This window comes from Aestuariivita boseongensis (assembly GCF_001262635.1).
In the GTDB taxonomy this organism is placed as follows: Bacteria; Pseudomonadota; Alphaproteobacteria; order Rhodobacterales; family Rhodobacteraceae; genus Aestuariivita; species Aestuariivita boseongensis.
Genome location: NZ_JXYH01000008.1, coordinates 15,071 through 33,666 on the forward strand (window position 1 = coordinate 15,071; position 18,596 = coordinate 33,666).

At 62.1% G+C, this 18,596-nt stretch carries 20 protein-coding genes; 4 read left to right on the plus strand and 16 right to left on the minus strand.

Translation table 11 applies throughout. From position 1 onward, the window contains the following. Positions 1 to 296 precede the first annotated feature (296 nt). Entirely contained in the window at positions 297 to 1,895 is a 1,599-nt protein-coding gene (locus TR61_RS04920) for a phosphoenolpyruvate carboxykinase (RefSeq protein WP_050928584.1), read from the plus strand. Between the two features lie 62 nt (positions 1,896 to 1,957). Here TR61_RS04920 and TR61_RS04925 read toward each other — a convergent pair whose 3' ends face one another. After that, on the minus strand, positions 1,958 to 2,725 hold the full coding sequence (locus tag TR61_RS04925) for a sulfite exporter TauE/SafE family protein (protein WP_050928586.1): 768 nt from the start codon (positions 2,723 to 2,725) through the stop codon (positions 1,958 to 1,960). Between the two features lie 147 nt (positions 2,726 to 2,872). Between TR61_RS04925 and TR61_RS04930 the strand changes: the two genes are divergently transcribed. Together TR61_RS04930 and TR61_RS04935 are read left to right on the plus strand one after the other, a co-directional pair. Next, entirely contained in the window at positions 2,873 to 4,561 is a 1,689-nt protein-coding gene (locus TR61_RS04930) for an acyl-CoA dehydrogenase family protein (RefSeq protein WP_050928776.1), read from the plus strand. A 134-nt stretch (positions 4,562 to 4,695) separates the two neighbouring features. Beyond that, a complete protein-coding gene (locus TR61_RS04935) occupies positions 4,696 to 5,721 on the plus strand; it encodes an SDR family oxidoreductase (RefSeq protein WP_050928589.1) in 1,026 nt (341 codons plus the stop codon). A 6-nt stretch (positions 5,722 to 5,727) separates the two neighbouring features. Here TR61_RS04935 and recO read toward each other — a convergent pair whose 3' ends face one another. The 14 genes from recO to folK all read right to left on the minus strand — a co-directional run bounded on the left by recO (position 5,728) and on the right by folK (position 17,059). Beyond that, positions 5,728 to 6,453, minus strand: coding sequence for a DNA repair protein RecO (gene recO / locus TR61_RS04940; protein WP_050928591.1), 726 nt, complete (start codon positions 6,451 to 6,453; stop codon positions 5,728 to 5,730). Between the two features lie 109 nt (positions 6,454 to 6,562). Further along, entirely contained in the window at positions 6,563 to 6,892 is a 330-nt protein-coding gene (locus TR61_RS04945; RefSeq protein WP_050928593.1) for a DUF1491 family protein, read from the minus strand. Further along, entirely contained in the window at positions 6,889 to 7,797 is a 909-nt protein-coding gene (gene era / locus TR61_RS04950) for a GTPase Era (RefSeq protein ID WP_050928595.1), read from the minus strand. The genes TR61_RS04945 and era overlap by 4 nt, the downstream gene beginning before the upstream one ends. 73 nt (positions 7,798 to 7,870) lie before the next feature. Continuing rightward, a complete protein-coding gene (gene rnc / locus TR61_RS04955; protein ID WP_050928597.1) occupies positions 7,871 to 8,548 on the minus strand; it encodes a ribonuclease III in 678 nt (225 codons plus the stop codon). After that, entirely contained in the window at positions 8,545 to 9,381 is an 837-nt protein-coding gene (lepB, locus tag TR61_RS04960) for a signal peptidase I (protein WP_050928599.1), read from the minus strand. The genes rnc and lepB overlap by 4 nt, the downstream gene beginning before the upstream one ends. Before the next feature lie 33 nt (positions 9,382 to 9,414). Then, positions 9,415 to 9,858, minus strand: coding sequence for a holo-ACP synthase (gene acpS, locus TR61_RS04965; protein ID WP_050928601.1), 444 nt, complete (start codon positions 9,856 to 9,858; stop codon positions 9,415 to 9,417). Positions 9,859 to 9,870: 12 nt separating this feature from the next. Then, a complete protein-coding gene (locus TR61_RS04970) occupies positions 9,871 to 11,346 on the minus strand; it encodes an alpha/beta fold hydrolase (RefSeq protein ID WP_245626822.1) in 1,476 nt (491 codons plus the stop codon). Beyond that, the gene (locus TR61_RS04975; protein WP_050928605.1) at positions 11,327 to 11,956 is read right to left on the minus strand and encodes a LysE family translocator; all 630 of its coding nucleotides are present in this window, start codon (positions 11,954 to 11,956) and stop codon (positions 11,327 to 11,329) included. Before TR61_RS04975 ends, TR61_RS04970 begins: the two co-directional genes overlap by 20 nt. Then, positions 11,949 to 12,374, minus strand: coding sequence for an ABZJ_00895 family protein (locus tag TR61_RS04980; protein ID WP_050928606.1), 426 nt, complete (start codon positions 12,372 to 12,374; stop codon positions 11,949 to 11,951). The genes TR61_RS04975 and TR61_RS04980 overlap by 8 nt, the downstream gene beginning before the upstream one ends. Then, the gene (locus tag TR61_RS04985) at positions 12,374 to 13,123 is read right to left on the minus strand and encodes a pyridoxine 5'-phosphate synthase (protein ID WP_050928608.1); all 750 of its coding nucleotides are present in this window, start codon (positions 13,121 to 13,123) and stop codon (positions 12,374 to 12,376) included. Before TR61_RS04985 ends, TR61_RS04980 begins: the two co-directional genes overlap by 1 nt. A gap of 35 nt (positions 13,124 to 13,158) precedes the next feature. After that, a complete protein-coding gene (locus tag TR61_RS04990) occupies positions 13,159 to 13,824 on the minus strand; it encodes a DUF2062 domain-containing protein (protein WP_050928610.1) in 666 nt (221 codons plus the stop codon). Positions 13,825 to 13,856: 32 nt separating this feature from the next. Beyond that, entirely contained in the window at positions 13,857 to 15,989 is a 2,133-nt protein-coding gene (locus tag TR61_RS04995) for a RelA/SpoT family protein (RefSeq protein ID WP_050928612.1), read from the minus strand. A gap of 19 nt (positions 15,990 to 16,008) precedes the next feature. Then, entirely contained in the window at positions 16,009 to 16,362 is a 354-nt protein-coding gene (gene rpoZ, locus TR61_RS05000; protein ID WP_050928614.1) for a DNA-directed RNA polymerase subunit omega, read from the minus strand. 127 nt (positions 16,363 to 16,489) lie between these two features. Continuing rightward, positions 16,490 to 17,059: a 2-amino-4-hydroxy-6-hydroxymethyldihydropteridine diphosphokinase gene (gene folK, locus TR61_RS05005; RefSeq protein ID WP_050928615.1), complete on the minus strand. Its 570-nt coding sequence runs from the start codon at positions 17,057 to 17,059 to the stop codon at positions 16,490 to 16,492. Between the two features lie 136 nt (positions 17,060 to 17,195). On the opposite strand from folK, the gene TR61_RS05010 reads away from it, so the two are divergent. After that, on the plus strand, positions 17,196 to 17,765 hold the full coding sequence (locus TR61_RS05010) for a LabA-like NYN domain-containing protein (RefSeq protein WP_050928618.1): 570 nt from the start codon (positions 17,196 to 17,198) through the stop codon (positions 17,763 to 17,765). Here the strand turns inward: TR61_RS05010 and TR61_RS05015 are convergent. Further along, entirely contained in the window at positions 17,762 to 18,574 is an 813-nt protein-coding gene (locus TR61_RS05015; RefSeq protein WP_050928620.1) for a cobalamin B12-binding domain-containing protein, read from the minus strand. The genes TR61_RS05010 and TR61_RS05015 overlap by 4 nt on opposite strands. Between the last annotated feature and the right edge of the window lie 22 nt (positions 18,575 to 18,596).

Here is an 18,596-nt window from a genome sequence, read left to right on the forward strand (position 1 = left end):
TTGAGTGACCGAATCAATCCTTAACTGCGAATCGGGTGTCGATAGGTGGTGATTGGGCCACAAATTTCTTTCCAGTTTGTGAAATCTGCCTTGCCGCCGCGCGGTGTCGGTGGATGGTTGCGCTAACCGCGATTTGGTGGCGCTAACTGCGCCAAACCGTCCTGTTCATGCCCCAAAACGTCATGCTAAGAGCGGCTCGCACACTGACGCTGATCACACCCTGTTGGTCAGTTCGACTATCACGCGTTGAGACAAGGCCGCCGCGCGGCTCGTTCAACCACAGGAGACACACGCATATGACATTCGGACGGGTAAACCCGCAATTCCAGCTTGAAGACCAGGGCATCACCGGGCTGGGCAATGTCTATTACAACCTGATGGAGCCCGCGCTGGTCGAAACCGCTCTGAAACGCGGCGAAGGCACATTGGGCAAAGGCGGCGCGTTCCTCGTGACGACCGGCAAATTCACCGGACGGTCCCCCAAGGACAAGCACGTGGTCAAGACCGACAGTGTTGCCGACAGCATCTGGTGGGAAAACAACGCCGAAATGAGCCCCGCAGGGTTCGATGCTCTCTATGCCGATATGCTGGAGCATATGAAAGGCGGCGATTACTTCGTGCAGGATCTGGTAGGCGGTGCGGACCCGGCCCATTCGATCAACGTGCGCATGGTTACCGAACTGGCCTGGCACGGCCTGTTCATCCGTCACCTGCTGCGCCGCCCGGACCGGTCTGAGCTTGATGACTTCATCGCAGATTTCACCGTGATCAACTGCCCCAGCTTCCAGGCGGATCCGGCCAAGCATGACTGCCGTTCCGAAACCGTGATCGCGATGAACTTCGACAAGAAGATGATCCTGATCGGCGGCACCGAGTATGCGGGCGAGAACAAGAAGTCAGTCTTCACCCTGCTGAACTACCTGCTGCCCGAGAAAGGCATCATGCCGATGCACTGCTCGGCCAACCACGCGCCGGGCAACCCTGTGGACACCGCCGTCTTCTTCGGCCTGTCGGGCACCGGCAAGACCACCCTGTCGGCCGATCCCGAACGCGTTCTGATCGGCGACGACGAACATGGCTGGTCCGACCGCGGCACCTTCAACTTCGAAGGCGGCTGCTATGCCAAGACGATCTCCCTCTCGCCCGAGGCCGAACCCGAGATCTATGCCACAACCACGAAATTCGGCACCATCATCGAAAACATGGTCTTCGACGAAGAAACATTCGAGCTGGATTTCGAAGATGACAGCCTGACAGCGAATATGCGCTGCGCCTATCCGCTGGAATACATCTCGAACGCGTCTTCGACGGCTCTGGGCGGGCACCCCAAGAACATCATCATGCTGACCTGCGATGCGTTTGGCGTGCTGCCCCCGATCGCGCGTCTGACGCCGGCGCAGGCGATGTATCACTTCCTGTCAGGCTTCACAGCGAAAGTCGCGGGGACAGAGCGTGGCGTGACCGAACCTCAGCCTACGTTCTCGACCTGCTTTGGTGCGCCTTTCATGCCGCGCCGTCCTGAGGTTTATGGCAACCTGCTGCGCGAAAAGATCGCCCAGCACGGCGCGACCTGCTGGCTGGTGAACACCGGCTGGACCGGCGGCGCTTATGGCGTGGGCAACCGGATGCCGATCAAGGCCACTCGGGCCCTGCTGACCGCGGCACTGGACGGCACACTGGCCGATGCCACCTTCCGCAAGGATCCGAATTTCGGCTTCGATGTTCCCGAAGACGTGCCCGGCGTGCCCGAGCTGCTTCTGGATCCGCGCCGCACCTGGGACGACAAGGCAGCCTATGATGCGCAGGCCGCGAAACTGGTGCAGATGTTCGCCGACAATTTCGAACAATACGTGCCTTACATCGACGACGACGTGAAAGCCGCCGCGATCGGCTGATCCGGCCATTCATACGATCTGTAAAAGCCCCGCAGCCCCACAAGGCGCGGGGCTTTTCATGTTCAGAATCCCAAGCCCCGGCGCACCAGGTTCAGCCCGGCAATCAGTAGAACCATAAGTGTCGCGCGCCGGAAGGCCGCCTGATCAATGCGGTCCTGCACCATCCGCCCCAGCCACATGCCCACAACCGCTGGCACCACCAGAACCAGAGAGAACGGCGCGACTTCTGCCGTCATCACGCCCGATCCGATATGGCTGAACAATAGCGCCACCGCGCCCAGCCCATAAATGACACCCTGCACGCGCATCTGTTCAGCCTTGGGCGTATTCAGCGCGGTCAGGTAAGCCACCGTCGGCGGCCCCCAGACACCTGACACACCGCCAATCGCGCCGGCTATCGTTCCAATGCTGATGTCCGCCCTGCGGCTTTGCCCCCGCAGCCGCAATTGCCAACCGCGCAGCTGCAGCACGGCGAACACGGTCACGGGTATCCCGATCAGCAGATACAGCGACGGCCCCGACAGCAATCGAAACAGCTGCGCACTGGCGATCAGGAACAGCCCGCCGATTCCCATGAACCACCGAAACCGGTAAATCGACGCCAGCGCAGCCCGCCCGCCATTGCGTAGCGCCTGCAAGCCATTCGTGACCACAGTCGGCAAAATCAGCCCCACAAGCGCCAATTCCGGCGGTAAAAACGTGCCCAGCCCGGAAACCAGGATCATAGGCATCGCGAACCCGACGATACCTTTGACCAGCCCAGCGATCACGGCGATACTGAAGGCAAAGGCAAGCTGATCAGGGCTAAGGTAGGGGAAAAGAGAGGTCATGGCCCCTCTTACCACCTTGGGTTAGCGCTGCACCTGAAAATTTCAACGCGCAATTTTAGAACAAAGTGGCGCAGCGAAAGGTATTTTTGTTGCGCTGCACCTGCGAAATGATTAGGACCAAGCGGACTGGAAAAAAGGATGAATCAGATGGCCCATGACGGACAGGATATTGGCATGACCAAACCGGTCATCCTCCCCGATCTGCTGACACTGACCGGCGGCGCGATCGCCCCCGTGGAACAGGTGTTCGAGACCGCTAAGGCCACGGTCCGCGACGCGGTCACCGTGGATGGCCGCATCTCGGGCGCACAGGTCGAAGCCGCACAGACCGCCACGCACGGTCTTGCCTGGCTGGCCACCTATCTGGAATCCCTGCGCCAGATGCAGAAATGGGCCGAAGCACTGAACGCCCAGGGCAAATTCGGCGAAATGGAACAGCTGATCCACCAGATCGCCTTTGGCGAATACCTCTGGCAGATCTATGGCGGCATCCAGATGAACCAGGGCGAAATCCTGCGCCTGCAGGATATGGGCCTGGGTCAGGACGACATGCGCGCCCTGATGGCACCCGAGGTGATGACGCTGACCCAATCGGGCAACACCCAGGCCGCGCGCCTGCGCCTGGTCGAACTGATGCAGGATCAGAAAGCCAACACCATGTTCGGCGCATCCGGTCTCGATGAAGAGCTTGAGATGATCCGCGACCAATTCCGCCGCTACGCGGTCGAAAAGGTCGAGCCCTTTGCCCATGAGTGGCACCTGAACGACGAACTGATCCCGATGGAAGTGATCGAAGAACTGGCCGAAATGGGCGTCTTCGGTCTGACCATCCCCGAAGAATATGGCGGTTTCGGCCTGTCGAAAGCGTCCATGTGCGTCGTCTCGGAAGAACTCTCGCGTGGCTATATCGGCGTGGGTTCTCTGGGCACACGCTCGGAAATCGCGGCGGAACTCATCATCGCAGGCGGCACGGATGAGCAGAAGGAAAAATGGCTGCCCCGGATCGCCAGCGCGGAGACCTTGCCAACGGCTGTGTTTACCGAACCGAACACCGGTTCTGACTTGGGCAGCCTGCGCACCCGCGCGGTCAAGGATGAGAACGGCGATTACAAAATCACCGGCAACAAAACCTGGATCACCCACGCCGCGCGCACCCATGTGATGACGCTGCTAGCGCGCACCGATCCAGAGACCTCTGATTACAAAGGTCTGTCGATGTTCCTGGCCGAAAAGACCCCCGGCACGGACGAGGCCCCATTCCCTACCGAAGGCATGACCGGCGGTGAGATCGAAGTGCTGGGCTATCGCGGCATGAAGGAATACGAGCTGGGCTTCGATAACTTCCACGTGAAGGCCGAAAACCTTCTGGGCGGCGAAGAAGGCAAAGGCTTCAAACAGCTGATGGAAACCTTCGAATCCGCCCGCATCCAGACCGCCGCCCGCGCCATCGGCGTGGCGCAATCGGCGCTTGATATCTCGATGCAATATGCCGAGGACCGCAAGCAATTCGGCAAGTCCCTGATCAACTTCCCCCGCGTGGCCAACAAGCTGGCGATGATGGCGGTGGAAATCATGGTCGCCCGCCAGCTGACCTATTTCAGCGCGTTCGAGAAAGACGAAGGCCGCCGCTGCGACCTCGAGGCCGGCATGGCCAAGCTGCTGGGCGCCCGCGTGGCATGGGCCGCTGCCGATAACGGGTTGCAGATCCATGGCGGCAACGGCTTCGCGCTGGAATACAAAATCAGCCGCGTTCTGTGCGATGCCCGCATCCTCAACATCTTCGAAGGCGCGGCCGAGATTCAGGCCCAGGTCATCGCCCGCCGCTTACTGGCCTGAACGTCCCGAACTCCGCACGAAAACCGGGCCCCAGCGGCCCGGTTTTTTGCTTTACAGCCTACAAAGCAAACCATGCCCTTGATCCCGACGGCCATCAGGCCAATGTGATGGCCAACAACCCAAGGAAGACCCGCATGTCCAAAACAGTCCTTGTCACCGGCGCGACCGGATACATCGCCAAACATCTTGTCCTGCAGTTGCTTGACGCGGGCTATACCGTGAAGGGATCCGCGCGTTCCCTCTCGCGCGAGGGCGAATTGCGCGATGCGCTCGGGCCACGACTGTCAGATCCGTCTGCGCTGGACCGGCTCAGCGTCGTGCCGCTCGATCTTTCCTCCGATGACGGATGGGACAAGGCGATGGAAGGCGTCGATGTCGTGATGCACACGGCCTCGCCTTTTCCGCTCTCCCAGCCCCGCGATGAAAACGACCTGATCCGCCCCGCGGTGGATGGTGCTTTGCGCGCCGTCAAAGCCGCCCGTGCCGCTGGTGTAACGCGCGTGATCATGACGTCATCCACCGCCGCCGTCGTCACAAAAGATCCCGCGCCGGGCCAGACCCAGTTTACCGAAAACGACTGGACCGATGTGACCCATCCCGCCGCAACAGCTTACGTCAAATCCAAAACTATGGCCGAAAAAGCCGTCTGGGACTGGCACGCCTCGGACGCACCTGACATGCAGATCACCATGATCAACCCGTCCTTCGTGCAAGGCGCGCCGCTGGACGACAATTTCGGAACCTCGATCCAGGTCATCGAACGCCTGCTGAAGGGCAAGGACCCGCTTCTGCCACGCTTCGGCTTCACCTGCGTCGATGTCCGCGACATCGCACTCATGCATATCCGCGCAATGGAGCGTCCCGAAAGCATCGGCAAACGCTTCATTGGCGCCGACAGATACTTGTGGTTCCAGGATTTCGGCCTGATCCTCAAGGCGCAGCACCCCAGCCGCAAGATCCCCACACGGCTGGCCCCCAACGCGCTGATCCGCTTTCTGGCGCTGTTCGACCCGTCCATCCGCACGATCGTACCCACACTGGGGCGCAAGGATGTGGCCTCCGGTGCGCAGGCCGAAAAGATCCTCGGGATCTCCTTCCGCAATGTGGAAGATGCCATTCGCGAAGCGGGCGCCTATCTGGTCGAACGCGATCTGGTGTAAGCGCCGCTAAAGCAGCCGCCGGACCTCCGCGATCAGACGCGCCCGCGCCTCCGGCAGCGGCTTGTGGCCCAGCGCGGGTGCCAGTTTGGTCTCCAGAAAATAGCCGGTCGTTTCCAGCGCCTGCAAGGTTTCCTGATCTGTCTCCGGGCTCTCGCCCAGCAGACAGGGCGGCAGGGGCAGCATCCTGTCCGCCCACTCCCCCGCCCCAGCCATTGAGACCGCGCGCCCCGACTTGGGCGAGACAAAAACCAACCCGTCCTGCGCGCCGGTCACAGCGCATCGGCTCAGGTCCAGGCCAAAGCCCGTTTCCTCAAGCAACCGCTGCTCCCACCGCAAATATGCCAACGGCCAGATCTCGTCCTGCCCCAGCAAATCCAGAAGCTGCTCGGTCTGGCGATAAAGACGCGGATGGCTTTCACGTTCGGGCAGAGAAAACCCGACAAGCGCCGTCACCGCGTTCAGCCCCGCAAGGGCCAACCGCCCGCCCATCGCCGCAGCCGCCCGGCTGCGCAGCAACTCCACCTGATAGGTGCCGATATGATCCTCCAGCCGCGCGCGCCAGCTCAGATCCAGCTGCGCGCCCGGCTGCAGAATGGGCGCGATCTTCCGGCTGGTGCCACCGCGCACGACCCCTGCATGCCGCCCCTGCTCTTCGGTGAACACATCAATAATGGCCGAGCTTTCGCCATGCCGCCGCACCGACAGCAATATCCCCTGACCACGCCAATCCATGCGCCCAAGATCAGCGCGCCGCCCGCAAATGACAAGAGCCGCCCTGCTGCTTCTTTCTGGCTGAAAATACCCCACCCCGGCAGTTGCCACAGGCACACCGGCCAACGGATCAGGACAGCCCGTCCTCGTCCAGCAAATGCCTGCCCGCGCGGTCTTCCACCTCGATCACCCACAGATCGGGATCGAACCCGCGCTGGCGTGTGACCGCCTCGTCCACGGCGGTCTCCTTGCCCTCGGCCAGAACGACCCAGGCGCGCTCCCCGGTCATCAAATCGAAGGATCGCTGGAACGCCACCGCGCGTCCGTCAAGCGTGTTCAGCTTGACCAGCACCGCACCGCCCGTGTCATCGCCATGTGCCACGACAAATCCCGGAATATCGGCCAGCCGCAGCCGCGCCAGATAGGCATCCACCCAGAAACGTGCGGTCAGACGGCTCATGTATTCCCGTCTTTGAAATCCAGGCCCATCTCGGAATACCGTTCCGCCTCTTCCAGCCAGTTGGGCCGCACCTTGACCTGCAAAAACAGATGCACCTTGCGCCCCAGAAACTCTTCCAGTTCATGCCGGGCTGCCGTGCTGACGGCCTTGATCGTCTCGCCCTTCCTGCCCAGCACGATGCCCTTGTGGCCGTCGCGCATCACATAGATGACCTGATCAATCCGGGCCGAGCCGTCCTTGCGCTCTTCCCAATTCTCCGTCTCGACGGTCAACTGATAGGGCAGTTCCTGATGCAGCCGCAGCGTCAGCTTCTCCCGCGTCATCTCCGCCGCGATCATTCGCAGCGGCAGATCGGCGATCTGATCTTCGGGGTACAGCCACGGGCCCTCGGGCACTTCACCCGCCAGCCAGTCGCGCAGGTCCTCCACCCCGTGCCCCCGCTCGGCCGAGATCATGAAGGTCCGCGCAAAGGGAAACCGTTCGTTCAGATCCTTCGACAGGCCCAGTAGAACATCGGACTGTACCTTGTCGATCTTGTTGATGATCAGGCCAACCGTGCGGCCCTGCGCCACCTCGCCCAGACCTTCCAGAATGCGCTCCACACCTGGTGTGACGCCGCGATGCGCCTCTACCAGCAACATCACGATATCCGCGTCCGCCGCCCCGCCCCAGGCCGCAGCCACCATGGCGCGGTCCAGCCGCCGGCGCGGCCGGAACAGGCCGGGCGTGTCCACGAACACGATCTGGCTCTCCCCCGCCATTGCAACGCCACGAATGCGCGCGCGGGTTGTCTGCACCTTATGGGTCACGATCGACACTTTCGCGCCGACCATGCGGTTCATCAGCGTGGATTTCCCTGCATTGGGCTCCCCGATCAGGGCAACAAATCCGGCACGTGTGGTCATTGGGGTGTCACTCTTGGTCTTTCATCCCGGCGATGTAGCGGATTTCAACGAACCCCGCCATCCCGCCGCGCGATTATTCCACCTGCGACAGAAGCGCCTGCGCCGCCGCCTGTTCAGCCTGCCGCTTGGATCCGGCCCTGGCCCGCGCCTCTTCGCCGTTTTCCAGCCGGGCCGCGATGGTGAAGACGGGCGCATGATCCGGCCCGTCGCGCGACAGCTCGACATAGCGCGGCGGCTGCATGCCGCGCGCCTGGGCCCATTCCTGCAGTGCGGTCTTTGCGTCGCGGGCATCGGCCTCGACCTGCCCGATCCGCTTGCCCCACAGCCGCAGCACCATATCGCGCGCAGCCTCGAACCCGGCGTCACGATAAACGGCAGCGATCACCGCCTCCATCGCGTCCCCCAGCAAGGCCTGCTTGCGCCGCCCGCCCGACAGCATCTCGGACCGGCCCAGCCGCAGCACCGCACCCAGATCAATCTCGCGGGCAACATCGGCACAGGTTTCCTTGCGCACCAGCGCGTTGAACCGGGGCGCCAGTTGTCCTTCGCTGGCCGCGCGATCCTCTTCCAGAAGCGCCTCGGACATCACCAGCCCCAGCACCCGGTCACCCAGAAATTCCAGCCGCTGGTTGTCTTCCCGATTGGGCGTCCCGACCGAAGAATGCGTGACCGCGCGAACCAGCAAGGCGGGATCGGCGAACCGGTGCCCGATCCGATCCTGAAACGCCCTGAGTTCGGCCGACAGCTTCACTCGATCCTCTTGAAGTACCGGTCGCTGCGCCAGGTCCAGAAGGAAAACAGCGACGACCCCGCGGATGAAAACAGGATCCGGTCCGCCCGGCCTACGATATCCTCATAAGGCACGAAGCCCACCCCATTCGCACGGGTCGAGAACCGGCTGTCCGAGGAATTGTCCCGGTTGTCGCCAACGAAAAAGTAATGCCCCTCGGGCACTTCAAAGACTGGCGTGTTGTCCGAGCTCTGCAAACCGATGTTCAGAATGCTGTGGCTGCGCCCGTTGGGCAACGTCTCGATCTGGCGGGATTTCTCACAAACGCCACCGCGCCCGACGATGCCGTTTTCACAGCGCGGGGTCACACGGCTGGGGCCCTGCAACTCCACCACCTCGGTAAAGACCCCGGCATCTTCCAGTTGCACCGGCTCCCCGTTGATATGCAGCACCGAGTTGATCATCTGGATACGCTCACCCGGCAGACCCACGACCCGCTTGATGAAATCCCGGCCCGTCACCGGATGGCGGAAGACGACCACGTCGCCCCGTTCCGGCTCATCGCCCCAGATCCGCGTGTTGTCGCCACCCAGAAAGCCGCACAGATCCTCGGCATCAATGTCGATCCCCACCGCCGGAATGCGCAGGTTCGGACATGAGGCATAGGAATACCCATAGGCCATCTTGTTCACGAACAGGAAATCCCCCACCAGCAGCGTTTCCTTCATTGACCCTGACGGGATCCAGAAGGGCTGGAAGAACAGCGTGCGGAACACGCCTGCAATCAGCATGGCATAGACGATGGTCTTGATCGTTTCGACAATAAAGCCCGAGGACTTTTCTTTGGCGGCCATAAGGCTCTCCGTCTGGATTGGGACGTTTCGGGGCTACATGCGGGCCGCGCCGGGGTAAGTCAAGGTGGGGGTGGCCTCATCGTCAGGTCGCGCCTCGATCACCACGAAGGCCTGCGCCCAAGGGTGATCGTCAGTCAGCGTCACGTGGATGATGGCAGTATAACCTTCCGGCGTCATCTCGCGCAGCCGTTCTGCGGCCCAGCCCGTCACATGCATCACCGGCTGCCCCGTGGGCAGATTGCTGACCGCCATGTCCTTCCAGGAAATCCCCATGCGCAGACCGGTGCCCAGCGCTTTGGAACACGCCTCTTTCGCCGCCCAGCGCTTGGCATAGGTGCCAGCCACATCGCGGCGGCGTTCGGCCTTGCGCTGCTCGGTTTCGGTAAAGACACGGTTGCGAAACCGGTCGCCAAAGCGGTCCAATGTGCCCTGGATCCTGTCGATATTGGCCAGATCGGTGCCGACGCCCAAAATCATGCCTGTCCTTTCCTATCCGCTGGCGAACATGGGAAAACTCACGCCCAGCGACCACGCCAGGCATATGCCAAGGCCCACGCCCGCCGCCACCGCGCCCTGTCGCTGTGCAACCCAGCGGCCCACCAGACCGAACAGGGCGTAAAACAGAACGATCACCGGGGCAATCATGATCAGGAAGAACAGCCCCTCGAAGTCCAGCGCCACCGCAAACCCAAGCGAGGCCAGGAACGCCACCCGCGCCAGCACCCGCCGCGACAGCGCCGCGCGCCCGCCATCGGTCACGATCGCATCGGCCAGCATGAAGGGCACGGCACCAAGTGAAAGCGCGGCCATGATCACCATGCGTTCGGGGATCGGCAGGAAATTCGCCGCATAACGATCCAGCGCCAGCCCGAACAGGCCAAGCCCCCAGATCAGGATCGCCAGCACGCCGGGCAGGGACAGGCGGCCAAACCCCACCCCGAAGCCCCACAGCAAAGCCAGTTGGATCAAGCCAAAAAGCCCCAGATGCACCGCCAGATGATCGGCCACCAGAACCGGCAGCGCATGCGGATCGACCAGCACGGCCAGCGGCGGGGCCACCAAGGCAGGCACCACCAGCAGCACCGCGACCTGCGCCCGTGACAGAGCCCGCCGCGCCGGATCAGGCGCGTATGGCAACAGCCGCGACAAGGGTCGCGCCAGCGCGACAATCGCGATCAGCAGACCCAAAGTCACCGGCCCGGTCGCGGGCACCGGCACCTGCCCCTCCCGCCCATAGGCCGTGTTCAGCCAGGAAACCGCCTCGGCCCGGCCCAGACGGCTGTGAAGCACACCCACATGTTCCGCCAAAGGCGCGACAACCGTCTTGCGGCGCACCTCTCCGGCCGTGGCCAGATCGCCCTCGCCCGCCTCGGGGTCCACCATGGCCACGGCCTTGCGGGCAAAGGCGCGCAAGCCGCCCTCCCACGCGCCGGTGATCATCAGCATGTCAGGCGGCTGCGTCGCATCGACCGCCTGGCTGAAGGCAGAGATCACCACCACAGGCCCGATCCACTGAGGCGCGGCATCCGCGGCGCGGATCAGGATATCGGTCGCCATCGAATGACCCAGCAGCGCCACAGGCCCCGGTCCCGCCGCATCGACCACCGACAAAGTCTGCTCCACCAGAAGCCGCGTCGTACCATCGAGCGAGGTCACATCCCCAGACATCGGCACCGGATGCCGCCCGTGCCCTTCGAAATCGAAAGCCAGCACGCGATACCCGGCCCGCGCCAGCGTCAGGGCATAGCCCTGCATCATCTGCCGCGACCCGGCAAAGCCATGGGCCACAACCACGTTGGGACCATCGCCGTCATATATCGTGACTGGGCTGTCGCCCACATGCGTCTGCGTGATCTCAACCCCGGCGCGCGCGCTTTCCAGCACGTACAAAGCCGCGCCAATGGCCAACAGGCAAATCGTCAGGAAAACACCCGATGCGCGCATATCAGGCAGGCGCGCGGGCAAGCGCGGAGCGAACAAAGCCAAGACCAGCGGCCGCAAAAAGTGTCGCGACAATGGCATCGACCCAACGATGGACCTTGCGATACCCCGCCATTACCTTCGGATGAGAGAACCCCAATACCCAAGGCAGATAGACGACAAAGCCAATTGCCCCGCAGACCAGCGTGGCAAGCGAAACTGACAGCGCGGTGGCCTCAGGCCCTAGACCCAGGGACAGCGTAGCCAACCATGCAAACACGGCTTTCGGGTTGGACAGATTCAGCAAAACGCCCCGCCACACCCATCGCCCCGACCGCACCTCTGCCGCAGTGCTGATCTCACCCCGCCACGCGGAGCGCCCGGCTTTCCATGCCAGCCAAAAGAGATAAAGCGCACCAAGAACCTTTAGCCACAGCATGACCTGCGCACTGGTCGCAATCACCGCGCCCAGCCCCAGCGCCGCAAGGACGCCCCAAAAGAACAGCGCCGCGCCAAGCCCCATTCCAAAGCTCAGCCCCGCGCGCCGCCCATGCGCCATCGCGACGGAGGCACAGCCCAATGTCGCCGGACCGGGCGCAACAGCGACCACGAAGAAGGCCGCCGCCATTGTCAGCAGCGCAGCCGCATCACCCACGCGACGCCCCTTTGTCGATATGGTTCTTGGCCCCAAGCGCAAAGAACACCCGCGCCAAGGCCAGAAACACCAACAACACGAATGCAGCGACCCCTGCCCATGTCAGCGGGCTCAACGTCGGGATCAAACTGCCCGTCACAGGAAAGAGGGCAAGGATAATCCCGACGCTCAGCGCAAAACCAAGCGCCATCAAGCGCACCGAGATGGCCCATGCTTCCCCGCTTGTCGGCACGCGACCCATTCTGCGCGCGTAATGCGTGCCCGCCATCACCGCCGAGATCATCATCGGGAAGACAAAGGAAAACGCCGAGCGCAAATCAAGGCCGGTCAGTTGCAGCAAGATCATCAGAAAGATCGGCAAGCCAATCGAGACGCCGACATACCAGGCGGCAAAACGAATGTATCCGCTTTGCTCCATCACGCCCGCGCCTCATCCATCAGGCGGCGCATCTCGTGGATCGCCGGTTGCAGCCCGCGGAAGATCGCCTCTCCGATCAGGAAGTGACCGATATTCAGCTCCCGCACCTCGGGGAAGGCCGCGACGGGCTGCACGGTTTCATAGGTCAATCCATGCCCCACATGCACCTCAAGCCCCAGATCATGGGCAAAGGCCGACATCTCGCGCATCGCCTCAAGCTCGCGGTCGCGGTCGTCCAACCGGCCCTCGTGATGGGCGTCGCAATAGGCGCCGGAATGGAGCTCGATCACCTGCGCGCCGATCCGGTGCGCGGCCTCGATCTGGCGCTTGTCGGCGGCGATGAAGATCGACACCCGGCAGCCTGCCTCGCGCAGGGGCGCGATGAAATGGGCCAGTCTGTTTTCTTCGCGCGCCACTTCCAGCCCGCCTTCGGTTGTCCGTTCCTCCCGCTTTTCGGGCACGATGCAGACCGCATGCGGCTTGTGGCGCAACGCGATGGCCTGCATCTCAGTGGTCGCGGCCATCTCGAAATTCAGCGGCACGGTCAGAATATCCATCAACCCTTCGATATCCGCGTCCGAGATATGGCGGCGATCCTCCCGCAAATGCGCGGTGATGCCCTCGGCGCCCGCCTCCTCGGCCAGCTTCGCGGCGCGCAGCGGATCGGGCGTGTCACCGCCGCGCGCATTGCGCACGGTGGCCACGTGGTCGATGTTCACGCCAAGGCGCAGATGGGTGGGGCCGGACATGGGCGAATCTCCAAACGTCAGAATTTGATCAAAACCTAGTCCGCTTTGCGCTTGCCGTCAGCCTTGCTGGCCTTTTTCTCGGCCGCTTTCTGTTTGATCGCGGCCAGCTTGGCCTTGATCGCGCCCTTGCGGCGGTGCTGATAGGCGCGGATCAGGGGCACACTCAGGTAATAACAAACAGACGCGCAAATCACGCCGGGGATCAGACCGCCAACAAGATAGGGAAAGAACACCTCGTCATAAAACACCGACAAACCGTGCCAGTCGGGCACCTGGTCGTTGAACAGCGTCATGAAATTGTGATGCAGATCCCGGCCGGCATCGGCGAATTTTCCGCCAAAGGATTTGTCGCTGGCTTCGAATTCGGTCCCCAGCAGCCAGTGCCCGGTCTGCAAGGACACAACGCCAATCGGCACATAGGTCAGCGGATTGCCAAAGAAGGTGGCCATGAGAGAGGCCAGGATGTTGCCCTGCAAAAGCCGCGCGATCAGCGCCGCCACCACGAAATGCATTGTGTAAAAGGGCGTGAAGGTCACGAAGACGCCGGCCCAGATGCCGCGCGCGATCCGCTCGGGGCTGTCGGGCAGCCGCCGCACCCGGTGCTTGACGTAATGGAACGCGCGCGTCCAACCGCCCCGGGGATACAGCGCCTCCCCAATCACCCGCAGCACGGATCGACGATCTCGGCGTTTGAATACCAAGTCTGATTACCTTCTCGTGCCTTGGGCCCTGCTTACTCCGCGACCGCGCGGGGCGGGGCCATATCCCGGTGCCGTTCCAAAGCAGCCACATCGCTTTCGGCTTCCAAAGCCAGCATCAGCGAATGAAGCTGTTCGATATCTCTCAGTTCAACATCAATCAGAAGCCGGTAAAAATCTGGCTTCCGGTCGACAAAGTTCAAGTTCGAGATATTGGCCTTCTTCTCGCCGATCAATGTGCAAATACGCCCCAGTACCCCGGCGTCATTGCCAATCGTCAGGTCCAGTGTCGCACTATAGATCGGCGGATGGGTGCCCGCATGCCAATGCAGATCGACCCAGCGGTCGGGCTGATCTTCGTATTCACCCAGCCGGTCGCAATCAATCGCATGGACCACAACACCCTTGCCACGGAAGGTGATGCCCACGATCCGTTCGCCCGGCAGGGGCTGACAGCAGGGCGCGCGTTCAAAAGACTGACCTGCCTGCAGACCGATCACCGCCCGGCGCGGCGAGATCTGGTCGCCCTCATCGGGCGCAAGTTCGGGGTAAACCGCCTGCACGACATCATGGCCGGTGATCTCGGCACTGCCCAACCGGGCCAGCAGAACATCGCGATTGTCCAGCCGCAGATGCTTGGCGGCTGTATCCAGCGCCTTGTCGGTGGCCTTGCGGCCCACATGTTCGAAAGCCGCACGGGCCAGTTCCTGCCCCAGCTTGATGAAGCGTTCGCGGTCTACTTCCCGGAGGGATCGGCGGATCGCCGTCTTGGCCTTTCCGGTTGTGGCAATCTCAAGCCAGCTTGCCTGCGGGGTCTGACCTTCGGCGGTGATGATATCCACCGACTGCCCGTTCTTCAGCCGCGTCCACAAGGGCACGCGCAACCCATCCACCTTGGCCCCCACAATGGCCGAGCCGATGCGCGTGTGGATCGCATAGGCGAAATCAATCGGCGTCGCGCCACGGGGCAGCTTGACCACATCCCCCTTGGGCGTGAAGCAGAAGACCTGGTCGGAATACATCTCCAGCTTGACCGCTTCGAGGAATTCGTCGTGATCATCCTCCCCCTCGAACTGCTCGTTCAGGGATGCGATCCATTTGGCCGGGTCCACCGCAAAGGGGTTCTCCGACCGCACACCATCGCGGTACGACCAATGCGCCGCCACCCCGGTTTCGGCCACGTCATGCATCTGCCGGGTGCGGATCTGCACCTCCACCCGTTTACCGTCGCGGCCTGACACGGTGGTGTGGATCGACCGGTATCCGTTTGATTTGGGCTGGCTGATGTAATCCTTGAACCGCCCCGGAACCGCGCGCCAGCGGCGGTGGATCGCGCCCAGGGTGCGGTAACAATCCTCTTCCGTGTCGGTGATGATCCGGAAGCCATAGATATCGGACAGGCGCGAGAAACCCTGATCCTTTTCCTGCATCTTGCGCCAGATCGAATAGGGTTTCTTGGCACGACCGAACACCTCGGCCTCGATGCCCGATTTGGCCAGTTCGGCGCGCATATCGCTGGTGATGCGGTGAATGATGTCGCCGCTTTCCTTCTGCAGCGTGATGAAGCGGCGGATGATGGATTGACGGCCTTCCGGGTTCAGCACGCGGAAGGACAAATCCTCAAGCTCCTCGCGCATCCACTGCATCCCCATGCGGCCCGCCAGCGGCGCATAGATATCCATCGTCTCCCGGGCCTTCTGGGCCTGTTTGTCGGGGCGCATCGCCTTGATCGTGCGCATGTTGTGCAGACGGTCCGCCAGCTTGACCAGGATCACCCGCAGATCCTTCGACATCGCCATGAACAGCTTGCGGAAGTTCTCGGCCTGCTTGGTCTCGTGGCTGGACAGCTGCAGATTGGTCAGCTTGGTCACGCCATCGACCAGCATGGCGACCTCGTCGCCAAAGCGCTTGGTCACTTCCGAGTATGACGCCTTGGTGTCTTCGATCGTATCATGCAAAAGCGCGGTGATGATCGCCGCATCATCCAGCCGCTGTTCGGTCAGGATGGCCGCCACCGCGACGGGGTGCGAGAAATAGGGCTCCCCAGAATGGCGGAACTGCCCCTCATGCATCTCGCGGCCAAATTCATAGGCCGCGGCAATGCGTTCAGCGTTTGTCTTGGGGTTGTAGGCGCGGACCAGCGCGATCAGGTCATCAGCAGTGATCATGCGGTCCTTACCCGAGGTGTTAGCCCTGCCCTTGCGCCTCCATCAGCGCGCGCAGGAGTTTCTCTTCCGACATGTCGTCATCGGCGGGCTTGTCGGATTCAGCACCCATCAGAAGCGCCATCTGGTCTTCTTCTGGCTCGTCGACTTCGATCTGGGTCTGGTTCGATTCGATCAAACGCTCGCGCAGCTCATCGGCGCTTTGCGTTTCTTCGGCGATCTCGCGCAGCGCAACGACGGGGTTCTTGTCGTTGTCGCGATCCACGGTGATCGCGGCACCGGCCGAAATCTCACGTGCGCGGTGCGCAGAGAGCATCACCAACTCGAACCGGTTGGGAACTTTGTCGACGCAATCTTCAACCGTCACGCGGGCCATCGGGGAACTCCAATCATCATTCTGGTCCAGAAAGCGCTTATCTAATGGCAAAGACGATGCTTGACAACCCGCGATCTGACGTCCCCGACACCCAAATGGGCCAATAATTGCAGCGCTTTCGGCCCGTTCAGATCGCGCGCACCTCGCGCCGGTCCGCATCCGGCAGCGCGGCCAGCATCTCGCGCACGCTCAGACCGGACAGCGGATGGCGCCAATCGGGCGCGATATCGGCAAGCGGCGTCAGCACAAAGGCCCGATCCGCCAGCCGCGGATGGGGCAAAACCAGCGCATCGGGCGCGCGCAGCTTCTGTTCCTCTGCCGGCAGATCCATCCAGCTTTGCACCGTTTCCGCATCGGGCAGTACCGCATCACCCACCGCGATCAGATCCAGATCCAGCGTCCGCATCCCCCAGCGCGTGTCCCGCGTGCGGCCCATGCGTGCCTCGACCCGGTGCAGCGCCTCCAGAATGCCGCGCGGATCAAGGCTGCTACCGACGCTCACGGCCGCATTCACGTAATCCGGACCAGCCCCTGCCGGGAAACACGGCGTTTCAAAGAATCGGCTGACCGACCGAATCACCAGCCCCTCAGACGCCATCTCCATCAGCGCCCGCTTCAGATTTGACGTAGGGTCACCCTCTGGATCTGGCAGATTTGACCCTAGGGCAACCAGCGCAATTGACACAATTTCGTTCACTCCTGACCTACCATCGCCTGTTTGACCGGGTTGTGATACACTCAATGCGCTCTATTTTATCGGAACTGGGTGCGCGCCTGTCCCCAAAACACTCACGGATACTCTTGCGCGCCTCCCTATCGGAAGGAAAGTTTAGATGTTTTACAAGGACGAACGGCTTGCGCTGTTCATCGATGGTTCGAACTTGTATGCCGCTGCGAAAGCGCTGGGGTTCGACATCGACTACAAGCTTCTGCGGCAGGAATTCATGCGTCGTGGCAAGCTTCTGAGGGCGTTCTACTACACAGCCTTGCTGGAGAATGATGAATATTCTCCGATCCGGCCCCTGGTCGACTGGCTGCACTACAACGGCTTCACCATGGTGACCAAGCCCGCCAAGGAATACACCGACAGCATGGGCCGCCGGAAAGTCAAAGGGAACATGGATATCGAACTTGCCGTCGATGCCATGGAACTGGCCCCCCGCGTCGATCATATCGTGCTGTTTTCAGGCGACGGCGATTTCCGCCCGCTGGTGGAAAGCCTGCAGCGTCAGGGCGTGCGCGTGTCGGTCGTGTCGACCATTCGCAGCCAGCCGCCCATGATCTCGGACGAGCTGCGCCGCCAGGCCGACAATTTCATCGAACTGAGCGACCTGAAAGAGGTCATCGGCCGTCCCCCTCGGGATACCGATGTCGACGACTCGGCCGTCGCCGCAAACGGCTAACGCCCCATCTTCCGGGGCTTGGGAACGTTTTTCAGAAGGCGCTGGACAACCTCCAGCGCCGTTTCGACGTCTTTGACGACGGCATCAATGCCGACCTGAGACAGGAAGTCAGGTTCGCTCTTGGCAATTTCACCGCTCAACAGGATCTTGAGATCGGGCCTGGCCACGCGCAGCGCAACCACCAGCCGCAACAGCGCCGCGCGCGTCCTGCGCCCCGAGGCCGACAGACCCACCAGAACGATATCGACATCCTGTGCGGCCTTCACGATCTGATCGTGATCCAGGTCGATCAGATGCACCACATCCCAGCCCTCCCTGCGGAAGACATCGACGGCCATCTTTACCCCCAGAACATGCTTTTCCCCGGGAATGGCGGCAAAAGCGATCTTGGGGCTTTGCGTGGCGATCGGCGGCGGTGACTTTCGGCGCAGCGCATCCAGGATGATGTAGATCCGGGTCGTGGCCAGCCCCACCTCTTCAAAGCTGACCTCGTTGCGCTGCCAGCGTGTCCCCAGCTGCCGCGCGGCCTCCGCCAGGTAATTCTGGTAGACCCGCTCGACCGGCACACCGGCATCGATCAGCTGATCAATCATCCGATTGGCCGCGAAGGGGTATTTCGCACAGAGCAGATGCGTCAGCTTGCGCACCTCGTTCTGTGGCGCGGTCCAGTCATGCGTGTCGCGCTCGTTCAGACGCGTGATCACCTCATGCGCAAGGTTACGGATCGCCGAAACCGACAAAACCTGTTTCAGAGTGGCCAGATCAGGCTGCGCCAGCCAGGTCTGCTTCGGCCTTTTGTCTTCCGTCATCAGGCTGCTCCGTCCCCTCGCC